This window comes from Enterococcus sp. DIV2453a (assembly GCF_050533535.1).
Classification (GTDB): domain Bacteria; phylum Bacillota; class Bacilli; order Lactobacillales; family Enterococcaceae; genus Enterococcus; species Enterococcus faecalis.
In genome coordinates, this window is record NZ_CP172899.1 from 1,193,498 (window position 1) to 1,208,883 (window position 15,386).

The window sequence follows — 15,386 nt, forward strand, 5'->3', positions numbered from 1 at the left end:
TTTCTAGCCTTTGACAGAGCCAGAAGTCACGCCTTCTACATAGAAACGTTGCATTAATATAAATAAAATAGTAATTGGAATGGCAATTAGCACACATCCAGCTGTAAAAGCCATGAATAGTGAATTGGCTGTTGATTTGGTCATCATCGAAAAGAGACCAATCGCAACGGTGTAATTTTCAACTTTATCACCCATAATAACTTTTGCGAAAATAAAATCCATCCAAGGGCCCATGAAGGCGGTTAAAGAAGTATAGACAATAATTGGTTTCGACAATGGCAACGTAATTTTTGTGAAAATTTGCCACTTGTTGGCACCGTCAATCATAGCCGACTCGTCTAAAGCCATCGGAATGGTATCGAAGAACCCTTTGGCGATGTAAAAACCTAGCGCCGAGCCTGCAGAGTAAACCAGAATTAAAGCGAATAAACTTTCAGTTAAATTTAAGGCTTTTAAAATATAGTAAACGGCAATCATGCTCATAAAACCAGGGAACATATTTAAAACGAGCGCCACTTTTAAAAAGGGTTTTCTTAAGCGGAAACGCAACCGGGACAGCGCATAAGCCATTGCGATTGTAATGAAAGTTGATAACAGACAGCTTGCGATGGAAACGAACAAGGTGTTCAAAAACCAACGGACAAAGGGGAAGTTGCCAGTCTGATTTGTTAATAATACTTTATAATTTTCTAAAGTGAATGTTTTGGGAATGATATAGGGAACAAATGCACCGCCTTCGCCACGAAAACTTGTTAAGATAATCCACACAATGGGGAACATCCAAAAAACTGCTAAAATGGTTAGAATGATGTAAACGCTGGTAAGTGCAGTGCGTTGTTTTTTCTGGTAACTTTTTGCTTTAGCCATAAGTTACGCCTCCTTAAATGAATTCGTCCGTGTATAGGCAATTAAACTGAAGACTGCGGAAAGAATGAAGATTAAAATACCAATCACAGAGGCTAAATTGTAATCCATTGTATCGACAGTCAATTTGTATAACCAGGTAACTAAAAGGTCAGTTGAGCCTGCACCGTAGAAGTTAGAATTGGCTGGACCGCCGCCTGTTAATAGATAAATGACATTGAAGTTATTGATGTTGCCAATAAACTGTTGAATCAGCGCCGGGGTCATCACAAATAGAATTTGTGGAAACGTAATACTTTTAAAAATTTGCCATTTATTGGCACCGTCAATTCTAGCTGCTTCGATTTGATCTTCAGGAAGGTTTTGGATAATCCCTGTAGAGATTAACATCGTAGCAGGAATACCAATCCACATATTGACAACAATAATGGTTAATTTTGCCCAATTCGGATCTGTTAAGAAGGGGATAGAAGAATCGATTAAGCCCCAGTTTAACAACAGAGCATTGATAGGTCCGGAACCATTTAAGAGGTTTCGCATAATTAAAAGTGAAACAAACGGAGGTACGGCCATCGTGATGACAAAAATAGTCCGCCAAAACGCTTTATATTTTAAGCCTTTTGTATTGATAAGCAAGGCTAAAATGATTCCAAAAAAGAAACAAGTTGCGGTTGCGAAAACAGCCCAAATCAAGGTCCAGCCAAGTACTGGAAAGAACGTTGAAGCCATATCGCCTGTGATTACATTGCCTAGATTTGCCAATCCAACCCAAGTAAAAAGGTTTTTCGGTGGCAAATGGTTATGGTCGTAGTTGGTAAAGGCAATGGAAATCATATATAACAACGGCAAGATGGTAAAGAAAAGAACGCCTAGTAAGGGAATCGTCATTAAAGTTGCATGGAAACGTTCGTTTAACAAGCTACGTAAATCATCCATAGTTGTTGGAATTTTTTTGCCGGCTGTCTTTAATTCATATAGGTGACGGGCGCTTTTTAAATTGATTACATATAAAATGATTAGCGATAAACAGACTAAAATTGCTGCAATTCCGAATAATAATAAGAGCATTGAATTATCGCCTTCTTTTAGAACTTCAATCCCTAAAGAATCATCATATACTAATCCTTGCTGTTGGGTCCCTAGTGTTCCTAGCATCATTAATGCGTGGAAACCATTACGGATTAACCAATAGATAAAGCCAATTTCAGCTGTTAAAAAGATGATTCCCTTTAACCACTGCTTGTTGGCAAAGTTTGCAGCACCCATAACTAAAAAAGATAGTTTTGTAGCGAAGTCGCCTTTTTTAAAGACCTCTCGAAATGACGTCTGGGCTTTCTTTTTCTTGAACATCTTCGTTCACTCACTTTCTACTTAAATAAAAAAGATAGAGGAAATGGGACAGCAGATTGAAGCTCGTCCCATTTCTTTACTCTTTTTATTCTTTTGCTTCTTTTGATGTGTCTTGGACTAATTTATCTAATTTTGCTTGATAGTCCGCAGGTTTGATATTGCCTTTGTACGTATCATTGATCACTGCATCCATCGCAGGCCAGAATGAAACGATTTCTGGGATTTTTGGCATTACCACAGAGTGGGTTGGTTGCGCCATTTCTAAGATAGCTTTTGCAACAGTATCTTGTGTGATTTCTTCGTTTGTTTGTAATTTTTTGTTTGAAGGGACAAAGCCGATTTCTTTAAAGTAAGTCATTTGTGCTTTTTCGCTGGTTAAATAGTTTGCTAATGTCATTGCGGCCAATGGTGCTTGTGTTTGTTGGTTGACAGCAAAACTACGAACGCCCAAGAAAGCTTTCATTTGTTTTTCTCCATTGCCAAAATCAATGGTTGGATAGGCAGCAGCCCCCATTTTGTCGCCAAGAGCTTTTTCTACATCGTTTTTAGACCAAGGGCCAGAAAGGAAGGCATCCGTTTTGCCAGAACCTAGATTAGACAATGCTTCTGTATTTGATTGGATCACACCAGGATTATTTTTTTGATCGGCAATCCATTGTAATACTTCTATACCTTGTTGGTTGTTAAAGTTGGTACCTTTTGGATCTTCGCCATTTTCACCATATAAGTAATCGCCGTTACTCATAAATAGAGGACCGAAGATATAATTTGCGCCATCTTCGCCAAAATTGGTACCGATTTTGCCTTTTTCAGTTAAAGACTTCCAAGTTTTGATTTCCTCTGGAGAATACGTATCTTTGTTATAATAAAGAACTTGTGACTCTACGGCATAAGGGTAGGCATAGACTTTGTCTTTCCAAGTGACCCCTGCGACTGCCGAGTCAATATTATTTTCTTTGACTTCTTTTTCATATTTTGTGTTAGGGTAAATCAGACCAGCTTCTGCCATTTGACCAATTTGATCATGCGGCATCATGAAAACATCTGCGGCAGCTTTAGGATCTTTTGCAATGTCTTTTTTAGCATCTGCCGAATTTCCAGCAGTTAAGTTAACTTTAATATCGGGGTTTTCTTTTTCAAAATCGGCGACAACTTTTTTAAAGACGCCCATATATTCAGTATCAACCCATAATTTTACGTCACCAGCTGCTTTATTTGCTGAACCGCTTTCATTTTCAGCTTTCGTTTTTTCTGCGCCACCACAGGCAGTAAGTAAAACCGCGGAAGCACTTAAAAGGATACCGCCCATTAAAATCTTTTTCCAATTCGCTTTCATTTTTGAACCCTCCAAAAATTATTTTTTACAAGTCTTATTATGCAACCGATTGCGGAAATAATCAAGTGTTTTTCATCAAGAAAGTTAAAAAAGTTTTTTTGTTATAAATAACATACTGTTTGTTTAAAGTGGTGTATACCACTAATTAAGCATTTTAAATAAAAAAATAAAAAAGGGTATACAAATGCAATCGTTTGCGCTAAAATGTGTTCGAGTATTAGAAAATACACGAAAAGCGACAATTAAAGGAGAGAATTAAATGAACACTGCTGCAATCTACCATCGTCCAGAAAGTGAATTTGCTTATCTTTATACAGAAGAAACAATGCATATTCGTTTGCGTACGGCAAAAGGCGACATTGCCTCTGTCCAATTAGTGCAAGGAGATCCTTATCTTTTAGGGAAAGAAAAGTGGTACCAACAGTCGTTAACTATGAAGAAGTTAGTATCTACGGAGTTATATGATTACTGGTTTATTGCATTAAGTGCAAAATTTAAACGCCTTTCATATGCTTTTACTTTAGTAGGGACGGATGGCTTGACGGCGTTTTATGGCGAACACGGCATTTATCCTTTAGAAGAAAAGTATTTAGCGATGGCGAATAATTATTTTCGGATGCCGTATTTTCATGAAATCGATCGTTTTAAAGCACCTGAATGGGTCAAAGAAACGGTTTGGTATCAAATATTTCCAGAGCGTTTTGCAAATGGTGATCCCGCCAATGATCCTGAAGGGACGTTGCCGTGGGGATCTAAAAGACCAGATCGACAAGATTTTTTTGGTGGGGATTTGCAAGGGGTGCTAGATCATCTTGATTACATTGAAGATTTAGGTGTTAATGGCTTATATTTTTGCCCGATTTTTGAAGCGTTTTCTAATCACAAATATGATACGATTGATTATTTAAAAATTGACCCAGCTTTTGGTGATGGTGCTACCTTTAAGCGTTTAGTCGAAGAGTGTCATCGACGGGGCATTAAGATTATGTTGGACGCCGTTTTTAATCATATGGGGGACACTTCGCCTCAATGGCAAGATGTGTTAAAAAATGGCCAGGACTCAATTTATGCCGATTGGTTCCACGTAAATGAGTTTCCAGCTAGCTATGAAGAAAGTGCTGATTTTGAAGAAGCAAGCAACATTACCTATGATACTTTTGCATTCACTCCGCATATGCCTAAATTAAATACAGCAAATCCAGAGGTGCAAGCCTATCTTTTAGAAATTGCTCGTTATTGGATTGAGGAATATGATATTGACGCCTGGCGTTTAGATGTGGCAAACGAAGTGGATCATGCGTTCTGGAAAAAATTCCGGCAAACATGTGATGACGCAAAAGAAGATTTTTATATTTTAGGAGAAATTTGGCACTCGTCGCAAAGCTGGCTCCAAGGAGACGAATTTCATGCAGTGATGAATTATGCATACACAGATGCGATTATGGGCTACTTTGTTAAGCAAGAACTGTCCTTGGAAAAGATGCTTTCTGAAATGAACAACCAGTTAATGCTCTATCGACAACAAACGAATCAAATGCAGTTTAATGTTTTAGATTCCCACGATACACCACGCTTATTGCATGAAACGAAAGAGGATAAAGAGTTGATGCGCCAAGTATTAGCGTTTACGTATATTCAACCAGGCGTCCCTTGTCTTTACTATGGTGATGAAATTGGTATGACAGGTGATATGGATCCTGATTGTCGTCGTTGTATGGTTTGGGAGGAAAATCAGCAAGATTTGGATTTGAAGGAATTTGTAAAATCATTGATTGCCCTTCGCAAAAAGTATGCGGCTGTTTTTTCTGGTGGAACAATCGATTGGACAGGAACTTCTTTTGAAACGGGGTTGATTAGACTCGCTTGTCGTTTGGAGGAACAAACGATCTATGGGATTTTTAATACTGGCCAAGAGACACAATTTGTTGATAGAACTGATCGAGAAGTTTTGCTAAGTTCTTCTATCGAAACTGCTTCAGAACAGATAATGGTTTTACCAAAAGGTTTTCTTTTATATCAAGCATAATAATTAAGCAAAGGAATGTGAAGAAGAATGGAAAAACATTGGTGGCAAGAAGTCGTGGTTTATCAGATTTATCCTCGCAGTTTTAAGGATAGCAATGGAGATGGCATTGGAGATTTACCAGGAATTATTGAAAAATTGGATTATTTGGAAACGTTAGGCATTGGGGCTATTTGGTTATCACCAGTTTATCAATCACCCAATGATGACAATGGTTATGACATTTCTGATTATGAAGCGATTATGACAGAGTTTGGGACGATGGCGGATATGGATCGTCTAATTGAGGAAGCGAAAAAGCGAAAGATTGAAATTATTATGGACTTAGTGGTTAACCATACGTCAGATGAACATCGTTGGTTTATTGAAGCGAAAAAAAGCAAGGAGAACCCCTACCGAGACTATTATGTATGGGCTGATCCTGCTTCAGATGGCGGTGTGCCTAACCGATTGAAATCTGCCTTTTCGGGTTCGGCGTGGACGTTTGATGAAGCGAGTGGGCAATACTATTTGCATTTGTTTAGTAAAAAACAACCAGATTTAAATTGGGAAAACCAACAAATGCGTCAGTCGGTTTACGAGATGATGAATTTTTGGATTGATAAAGGAATTGGCGGTTTCCGTTTAGATGTAATTGACTTAGTGGGTAAAATTCCAGGAGAAGAGATCACCGCAAATGGGCCTCATTTACATCGTTATTTACAAGAAATGAACGCCGCGACATTTGGCGGCAAAGAGCTGTTAACTGTAGGTGAAACATGGGGGGCCACACCTGAGATTGCAAAAATGTACTCTAGTCCAGAGCGTCATGAATTATCTATGATTTTTCAGTTTGAACATATGAGCTTGGATCAACAACCAGGTAAAGAAAAATGGGACCTTCAGCCAATGGAAGTTGCCAAGTTGAAACAGGTTTTTGCAAAATGGCAAACAGAATTAGGAAATGATGGCTGGAATTCTTTATTTTGGAATAACCATGATTTACCGAGAATGATTTCACGTTGGGGAAATGATCAGGAACATTGGTTGGAAAGTAGTAAGTTATTCGCTATTTTACTGCACATGATGAAAGGCACACCTTATATTTATCAAGGGGAAGAAATTGGTATGACCAATACGCCGATTACAGATATTCGTGAAGCGCGGGACATCGAAACGATTAACATGTACCATGAGTATCTAGAAAAAGGATATTCTAAAGAAGAAATTTTGCTGAAAATTAATACTAAAGGTCGCGACAATGCACGCCGGCCTATGCAGTGGACCGCTGAAAAAAATGCGGGCTTTACGACGGGTACACCTTGGATTGATGTTAATCCCAATTATCAAACGATTAACGTCGCTGCTGCTTTGGCAGATAAAAATTCACTATTCTATACGTACCAAGAAATGATTCGTTTGAGAAAAGAACATCCTTTAATTGTTTGGGGCAACTTTGAATTGCTAGAAACAGTGGACGAAGTGATCAGTTTTTATCGTACCTATGGTGAGGAACGCTGGCTTGTTGTAACGAACTTTTCTGACAAAGTTCAGCCATTTTCTGCAGACGTTCATGTAGAACAAGTAATGATTGAAAATATGCCGACAGATGTCACTGCTTTAGCAGACTATTCGTTAGCGCCTTGGCAAGCATTTGTTGTGAAAGTGAGTCAATAAGATGGAACAATGGTGGAAAAATGCTGTCGGTTATCAAATTTATCCTCGGAGTTTTAAAGATAGCAACGGGGATGGCATTGGTGATTTGCAGGGAATTATTGAGAAATTACCGTATTTAAAAGAACTAGGGGTCGATTTTTTATGGTTAAATCCGATTTACACTTCGCCAAACGTTGACAATGGTTATGATATTGCGGATTATCAAGGGATTCAGCCAGAATTTGGTACGATGGAAGATTTTCAAGAACTTTTGGATCAAGCGCATCAATTAGGTTTGAAGATTATTCTTGATCTGGTAGTCAATCATACCAGTGATCAACATCCGTGGTTTGTTGAAGCAAAAAAAAGTTTAGATAATCCGTATCGTGAGTATTATTTATGGGCCGATGCGACACCAGAACGTATGCCGAATGAATGGCAAAGCTTTTTTGGTGGCTCGACTTGGACGTATGACGAGGGTACAAAGCAAGCATATTTTCATGTGTTTGCAAAAAAGCAACCTGATTTGAACTGGAAAAATCCTAAAGTTCGTGAAGAGATTTATGCGATGATTCGCTGGTGGTTAGATTTGGGAATTGATGGTTTCCGATTGGATGCGATTAGTCATATCCAAAAAGAACCTTGGGATTTTAAGATTACCACGAATCCATGGGCTCCCTTTATGAATGTAAAAGGCATTGAAGACTATATGCTGGATTTGAAAGCTATTTTTGCTGAGTATGACATCATGACAGTGGGGGAAGCTAGTGGCGTTTCAAGTAAAAAAGCGGTGGAATGGACCAATGATGCGGGCTATCTGAATATGATTTTTGAATTAGAGCACAATGTTCGAGAAGGAAAGCCAGGAGAAGAACGGTTAAACATTTTAGGCTATAAAAAAGTAATGGCGCGCTGGCAAAAGCATTTAGGGACAGAAGGCTGGAATGCATTATATGTAGAAAATCATGATAATCCCAGAATCAATTCAATTTTAGGCGATGAAACCTCTCATTCTGCTAAGGCGATTGGAACAATCGCCTTGCTCTTGCGAGGAACGCCGTTTATTTATCAAGGACAGGAAATCGGCATGGTTAATTATCCGTTTCAACAGATTGACGAGTTAGATGCTAAAGATTCCCATAACCATTATCGTTTGCTTATAGAAAATGGCTACGATGCGAAACAAGCATTAAAAGAAGTGGCGCATTGGACGCGGGACCATTCGCGTACGCCTATGCAGTGGACGAATCAAGAGGCAAGTTCATTCACCTCGGGGCATCCGTGGTTAGCAATTCATCCCAATTTCAAAGAAATAAATGTGGCTGACCAAGAAACGGATGCGCAATCCGTGTTGAATTATTATAAAAAGTTAATTGCGCTGCGGAAAGAAAATCCAGTCTTTACAGATGGACAGTTTGAACTATTAGCGCCCAATCATCCGTCTGTTTTTGCTTTTTTAAGAAAAACAACTGAGGCAACAGCGTTAGTGATTGTCAATTTAAGTGGAGAAAAGTGCCAATTTGACTTGCCGAATAAATTACTAGGCAGAAAGTGGCAACAATTGTTAGGAAACCAAGAGTTTACAGTGGAGAAACGGATGCGGTTAGCACCTTATCAGGCAGGGGTCTTCCAATAACTGATTTGTTCTATAATGAGTGCAAGAGGCTTACTTTTAAGTAGGACTCTTGCACTCGTTTTTAGGAACTTCAACAACCGAGAGACTTCATAAATAATTGAATTTTTACAGAAATGCGTTATACTTACTTTGGGTAAGTTATTTAATTTTATGAAAGTAGGGGGAAATGATGCCGAAAACACGTGTAGAAGCATTTACAGATGCAGTCATTGCGATTATTTTAACGTTATTAATTTTAGAATTAAAAATTCCTGAAAAAGCAGATTGGTCTGCTCTGACTCAATCTGGACACAAAATCATTATTTATTTAATTAGTTTTGTTACTTTATTAATTTACTGGAACAATCATCATCATTTATTTCAAAGTGTCCGTAAAATTGATGGACGTGTCCTTTGGATGAATAATTTTCTAATTTTGACGTTGACGTTTTTCCCGTTTGTTACTGGTTGGGTAGGTGAACATCCGTTTTCTTGGCCGCCACAAGCTTTGTATGGCTTAGTAGTATTAGGAGCTGATGTTGCTTATTATCTAGTGGTGCGGGCATTGATTCAGGCAAATGGGCCCAAATCCGAAGTACAACGTTTGTTTGGCCACTATCCAAAATTAACGCTTTCGATTGTGTTGAATATTATTGCGTTGATTGTGGGTAAACTGGTAGCGCCAATCGCTGTTCTGATTATTGATACGATTGTTTTAGTCATGTGGTTTATTCCTGAGCGAAAAGCAGAAATAAAGGAAACTTTAAAGTAGTTATTTTTTATTTATAACAAAAAAGTCATAAATCTTTTGACAAGAATGTCAAACTCCTCTATTATAAGAAGTGGATAAAAACTGAATAATTGTTAGGTGAGGCTCCTATTTGGACAAATGCTGCTGCCGCGAAAGGATCGAGAGACCCTTAGTTGGTTGAACAGGAATAATCGTGAAGGTTATTCATAATGTAGCTGATACATGTTATCTACGCCCTATAGTGCTAAAGCTCAACGATAGAGAATCTTATTTAAAGATGATATTTTGGGACGTACTCTATTGTTGAGTAGGTCCTTTTTTGTGTGTTTGGCAAAAAAGCAATTATTCACTGGAAGTATAAATAAGAAAAAGAAAGGATGACTGTCATGGAAGACCCTGGAAGTGAACAGAGAAACAAAATACAGTCACCAACGAAAGGAGAAGATTTTAGCGCTCTTTTCGGCAGGTGACCACAACCTTGGAGGAAAAGAAAATGATGAACAAAAAAACAATGGATATGAGAAAAGCCACCAAAGATCAAGAATTACGTAAATTGGCGTTGCTTTCTGAACGGGAATTAATGATGGAATTACGGACATCTGAAAAAGGACTCTCGAATGAAGATGCCGAAAAAAGATTAGAGGAATTTGGACCAAATGAAGTTTCTGCACAAAAGCCAACCCCAGCAATTATTTTATTTTTAAGTGCATTCAAAGATCCGTTTGTCTATGTCTTAGCCTTATTGATGGTCGTTTCAACTTTAACGAAAGATTTCGAAGCCGCTATCGTGATGGGCGTGATGATTTTAGCCAGTGTCTTGATTGCTTTTATACAAGAATATCGTTCTCAAAAAGCGAGTTTGGATTTAAAAGAATTAATTGAAAACACCGCTGCAGTGACACGGGAAGGAATTACGAAAGAAATTCCAATGGACGAAATTGTTCCAGGAGACATTGTAACTTTAGCTACAGGAGACATGATTCCTGCAGATGCCGTGTTGATTTGGACCAAAGATTTATTCGTTAATCAATCGTCGCTAACAGGCGAATCCATGCCTGTTGAAAAATTTGTGGATGCAGGTGTGGATCGTCAACAAACAGAGGTTTCTGCATTAGATATGCAAGACCTAGTGTTTATGGGCACAGATGTCTTGAGTGGACAAGGAAAAGCGATTATTTTAAAAACTGGGCAACATACATTTTTTGGTGATATTGCTAAAAATGCTACAACACAACGAGGAAAAACTAGTTTTGACTTAGGCTTAGCAAAAGTCAGTAAGTTTTTATTACGAATGGTAATGATTTTGTTTCCAATCGTTTTCTTGATTAATGGTTTAACTAAAGGTGCTTGGGGCGAAGCGTTTTTCTTCGCGATTGCCGTTGCAGTTGGTTTGACACCAGAAATGTTGCCAATGATTGTTACGAGTAACTTAGCCAAGGGTGCATTATCCTTATCGAAACATAAAGTCATTGTTAAAGAATTAGCGGCTATCCAAAATTTGGGTGGTATGGATGTGCTCTGTACAGATAAAACTGGAACGATTACCGAAGATCGTGTAGTTTTGGTTCAACATTTGAATCCATTAGGTGATTTGAGTGACGAGGTTCTAAATTTAGCCTACTTAAATTCTTCTTATCAAACAGGTTGGAAAAATTTAATGGATATTGCCGTTATTAATTTTTATGAAGAGCATCAATGGAAAACGCCGTTTAAAAATGTCACTAAAATTGATGAAATTCCTTTTGATTTTTCCAGACGCCGCTTAACGGTTGTCGTGAATGCAGATGATCATCAATTGATGATTACGAAAGGCGCCGTGGAAGAAATGGAAGAAGTGTGCACGCATGCGCAAATTAATGGCGAAATTGTACCATTAAGCACTGCTGTACGAGAAGAACTACGCCGAGTGAATGTTCAAATGAACAAACAAGGGATGCGTGTGTTAGCGGTAGCTGTAAAAAAAGATGTCCATAAAGAAGCAGTTTATTCAGTTGAAGATGAAAAAGAGATGACATTGATTGGATTTATGGGTTTTCTTGATCCAGCAAAAGAGTCAGCCGTCAGCGCTATCCGCTCCTTACATGAACATGGTGTCAACGTGAAAGTGCTAACGGGCGATAATGACATTGTCGCCAAAAAAGTCTGTAAAGATGTAGGTATTGAAGTTTCCCATGTGTTATTAGGTTCTCAAATTGAAGCAATGACAGATGAAGAGTTGCGGGCGCAAGTGGAAGAAACTAATTTATTTGCCAAATTAAATCCGATGCAAAAATCTAAAATTATTGAATTGCTACAAGCAAAAGGTCATACGGTTGGTTTTATGGGGGATGGCATTAATGATGCACCGGCATTACGAAAAGCTGATGTGGGCATTTCAGTAGATACTGCAGCTGATATTACTAAAGATGCTAGCTCGATTATTTTACTGGAAAAAAGTTTAAATGTACTGGAATCTGGTGTGATTGAAGGACGAAAAGTATTTAGCAATATGATGAAATATATTAAAATTACCATCAGTTCTAATTTTGGGAATGTCTTTTCAATTTTAGTAGCCAGTGCCTTTTTACCATTTCTACCAATGCTTTCCTTACAACTCTTGATTCAAAATTTGATTTATGATGTAGCTCAGTTGACAATTCCTTGGGATAATGTCGATGAAGAAGAGTTATTAAGCCCTGTTCGGTGGGAAACGAACGGACTAGCGAAATTTACGGTATGTATTGGCCCGGTAAGTAGTATTTTCGATATTCTAACGTATCTTGTCATGTGGTTTGTGTTTAGCGCCAATAGTTTGGCCACTCAACATTTATTCCAAACAGGTTGGTTTATGGTGGGACTTGTTAGTCAAACGTTAGTTGTTCATATGGTCCGGACGCGGAAAATACCATTCATTCAAAGTCGTGCGTCAATGCCTGTGATGTTAAGTAGTTTAGGCGCGATTTTACTCGGTTTCTTGATTGTAGCAACGCCTATAAGAGAGGTTTTTGACTTTGTGAAACTTCCGGCTAACTACTGGCCATGGTTCTTTGGAATCATCATTGCTTACATGTTAACTGTTGAAGTAGCTAAACGTTTATATATTAAAATTACCAAGGAATGGATTTAGTAAAATCTACTGAAAGAGAAAAGAATTTGCTAAGCTGTATTACTCGTTTTGCGAAAATTTGGTGATTTTAAGCAATGAATGTTCGTGATAAAACCTAAGGTAAAGTATTTAGCAAAAAAACGAGCCAAAAAAAATAAAAATTAACGAAAAAAACTTTGTTCTCTAAAAAATAAAAAACCGCATGCTGAGTAGGTTACTCGGCTGACGGTTTTTATTTTTTGGTTTTTTCAAGATAATTTTCATGAAAACGCAAAGTTCGGAAATCAGATTACTAGCCAGTTCGGGGATAAGGGGGCTCAAATTAATAGAACTGTTATATAATATTTTCAAAATAGAATATAACAGTTGGGAGAAAAATAGTACAGAAGAAGTGTGGAACAGAAACCGTTTTCTCGTTTGTGAAAATTATCACTAAACCGCAAAAACATGCGGTTTTGCTCTTTTGTGAAAAAATGAAGAAATTAGAGTTTTTTTCTTGCGCTTTTTCGAATTTAGTGATAATTTGTTAAGTGTAGTCGATAAAAAGTAATACAGTTTCGCACTCTGTTTTACTTTTGTCGAAATTAAAGAAACGTAATAGAGAGGATTGTGTGACAAAATGGCAAAGGCTAAGAAACAAAAACCTATTGACTTTAAAGAGCTAATGGCTAAAGTCGACGCTGATTTCCCAACTTTCCAAATCTTGGATCAAGATGGAAAAATTGTGAATGAAGATTTAGTACCTGATTTATCGGATGAGGAATTAGTTGAATTAATGACACGCATGGTTTGGTCTCGTGTGTTAGACCAACGTTCTACTGCATTAAACCGTCAAGGACGCTTAGGATTCTTCGCGCCAACAGCTGGACAAGAAGCAAGCCAATTGGCAAGTCAATTTGCAATGGAAAAAGAAGACTACTTATTACCAGGTTACCGTGATGTACCTCAATTAGTACAACATGGTTTACCATTAAGAGAAGCTTTCTTATGGTCTCGTGGTCACGTAGCAGGGAACTACTACGCGGAAGATTTAAATGCATTACCACCACAAATTATCATCGGTGCTCAATACATCCAAGCAGCTGGTGTTGCTTTAGGATTGAAAAAACGTGGAAAAGAAAATGTTGTCTTCACTTATACTGGTGACGGCGGTTCTTCACAAGGGGACTTCTATGAAGCAATTAACTTTGCTGGTGCTTACCAAGCAAACGGTGTCTTCATTATCCAAAACAATGGTTTTGCGATTTCTACACCTCGTGAAAAACAAACAGCGGCTAAAACTTTAGCTCAAAAAGCTGTTGCAGCAGGAATTCCTGGTATTCAAGTTGATGGTATGGATCCATTAGCAGTTTACGCAATTGCAAAAGAAGCACGCGATTGGTCAGCTGCAGGAAACGGTCCAGTTTTAATTGAAACATTAACTTATCGTTATGGTCCACATACTTTATCTGGAGACGATCCAACACGTTACCGTTCAAAAGAAATGGATGACGAATGGGTACAAAAAGATCCATTGACTCGTTTCCGTAAATATCTAACAGATAAAGGCTTATGGTCTGAAGCAAAAGAAGAAGAAATTATTGAAAAAACAAAAGAAGAAATCAAAGTAGCGATTGCAGAAGCGGATAAAGCGCCAAAACAAAAAGTTTCTGATTTCTTGAAAAATATGTTTGAAGTTCAACCTCAAACAATTAAAGAACAAATTGCATTTTATGAAGCGAAGGAGTCGAAATAAAAATGGCACAAAAAACTATGATCCAAGCAATTACAGATGCCTTAGCTCTTGAATTAGAGAAAGACGAAAATGTCTTAATCTTCGGTGAAGACGTTGGTAACAACGGTGGGGTTTTCCGTGCAACTGAAGGTTTACAAGAAAAATTTGGTGAAGACCGCGTCTTCGATACACCTTTAGCTGAATCTGGTATCGGTGGATTGGCTTTCGGTCTTGCCTTGCAAGGTTACCGTCCAGTTCCCGAAATCCAATTCTTTGGTTTCGTTTTTGAAGTATTTGACGAAATCGTTGGTCAAATGGCTCGTACGCGTTACCGTATGGGTGGAACTCGTAATATGCCAATTACTGTTCGTGCCCCATTTGGTGGTGGTGTTCATACACCAGAACTTCACTCAGATAACTTAGAAGGATTAATCGCACAATCACCAGGTGTTCGTGTTGTTATTCCATCAAACCCTTACGATGCAAAAGGACTATTAATTTCATCTATTCGTAGCAACGATCCAGTTGTCTACTTAGAGCACATGAAATTATACCGTTCATTCCGTGAGGAAGTGCCAGACGAAGCTTATGAAGTGCCTTTAGATAAAGCGGCTGTAACTCGTGAAGGAACAGACGTATCAATCATCACTTACGGCGCTATGGTTCGTGAAGCGATTAAAGCAGCTGATAGCTTAGCGAAAGACAATATTTCAGCAGAAATCATTGACTTACGTACAGTGGCTCCTTTAGATGTGGAAACAATTATTAACTCTGTTGAAAAAACTGGCCGTGTGGTTGTCGTTCAAGAAGCACAAAAACAAGCTGGCGTTGGCGCTATGGTTGTTTCTGAAATTTCTGAACGTGCCGTATTATCATTAGAAGCACCAATCGGACGTGTATCTGCTCCAGATACAATCTTCCCATTCGGACAAGCAGAAAATATCTGGTTACCAAATGCGAAAGATATCGAAGCAAAAGCTAGAGAAATCGTCGAATTTTAATAGTTATTCGAA

The 15,386-nt window shown here is 38.2% G+C and carries 10 protein-coding genes and 1 riboswitch; of the genes, 7 read left to right on the plus strand and 3 right to left on the minus strand.

Annotation, left to right across the window (positions count from 1 at the left end; translation table 11 throughout):
- Positions 1 to 3: 3 nt before the first annotated feature.
- The 3 genes from IGK03_RS05990 to IGK03_RS06000 form a co-directional block, all read right to left on the minus strand.
- Entirely contained in the window at positions 4 to 867 is an 864-nt protein-coding gene (locus IGK03_RS05990) for a sugar ABC transporter permease (protein ID WP_002360454.1), read from the minus strand.
- A 3-nt stretch (positions 868 to 870) separates the two neighbouring features.
- Positions 871 to 2,214 (minus strand): carbohydrate ABC transporter permease, encoded by a 1,344-nt coding sequence (locus tag IGK03_RS05995; RefSeq protein WP_002357775.1) that lies wholly within the window; start codon positions 2,212 to 2,214, stop codon positions 871 to 873.
- 85 nt (positions 2,215 to 2,299) lie between these two features.
- On the minus strand, positions 2,300 to 3,550 hold the full coding sequence (locus IGK03_RS06000; protein WP_002382263.1) for an extracellular solute-binding protein: 1,251 nt from the start codon (positions 3,548 to 3,550) through the stop codon (positions 2,300 to 2,302).
- 259 nt (positions 3,551 to 3,809) lie between these two features.
- On the opposite strand from IGK03_RS06000, the gene IGK03_RS06005 reads away from it, so the two are divergent.
- The 7 genes from IGK03_RS06005 (at position 3,810) to IGK03_RS06035 (ending at position 15,374) form a co-directional block, all read left to right on the plus strand.
- Positions 3,810 to 5,576, plus strand: coding sequence for a glycoside hydrolase family 13 protein (locus tag IGK03_RS06005; protein WP_096397719.1), 1,767 nt, complete (start codon positions 3,810 to 3,812; stop codon positions 5,574 to 5,576).
- Between the two features lie 27 nt (positions 5,577 to 5,603).
- Entirely contained in the window at positions 5,604 to 7,229 is a 1,626-nt protein-coding gene (locus IGK03_RS06010; RefSeq protein ID WP_016626466.1) for a glycoside hydrolase family 13 protein, read from the plus strand.
- 1 nt (position 7,230) lies between these two features.
- Positions 7,231 to 8,844 (plus strand): glycoside hydrolase family 13 protein, encoded by a 1,614-nt coding sequence (locus IGK03_RS06015; RefSeq protein ID WP_430602561.1) that lies wholly within the window; start codon positions 7,231 to 7,233, stop codon positions 8,842 to 8,844.
- Between the two features lie 169 nt (positions 8,845 to 9,013).
- Positions 9,014 to 9,595 carry a TMEM175 family protein gene (locus IGK03_RS06020; protein WP_016617274.1) on the plus strand — a complete coding sequence of 194 codons (582 nt, stop codon included), beginning with the start codon at positions 9,014 to 9,016 and terminating at the stop codon, positions 9,593 to 9,595.
- Positions 9,596 to 9,676: 81 nt separating this feature from the next.
- Positions 9,677 to 9,844: riboswitch (M-box (ykoK) riboswitch) on the plus strand.
- 223 nt (positions 9,845 to 10,067) lie between these two features.
- Positions 10,068 to 12,680, plus strand: a complete 2,613-nt coding sequence (mgtA, locus tag IGK03_RS06025; RefSeq protein ID WP_002388982.1) for a magnesium-translocating P-type ATPase — start codon at positions 10,068 to 10,070, stop codon at positions 12,678 to 12,680.
- A 598-nt stretch (positions 12,681 to 13,278) separates the two neighbouring features.
- Positions 13,279 to 14,394 carry a pyruvate dehydrogenase (acetyl-transferring) E1 component subunit alpha gene (gene pdhA / locus IGK03_RS06030; RefSeq protein ID WP_002357768.1) on the plus strand — a complete coding sequence of 372 codons (1,116 nt, stop codon included), beginning with the start codon at positions 13,279 to 13,281 and terminating at the stop codon, positions 14,392 to 14,394.
- Between the two features lie 2 nt (positions 14,395 to 14,396).
- A complete protein-coding gene (locus tag IGK03_RS06035) occupies positions 14,397 to 15,374 on the plus strand; it encodes an alpha-ketoacid dehydrogenase subunit beta (protein WP_002357767.1) in 978 nt (325 codons plus the stop codon).
- Positions 15,375 to 15,386: the final 12 nt, after the last annotated feature.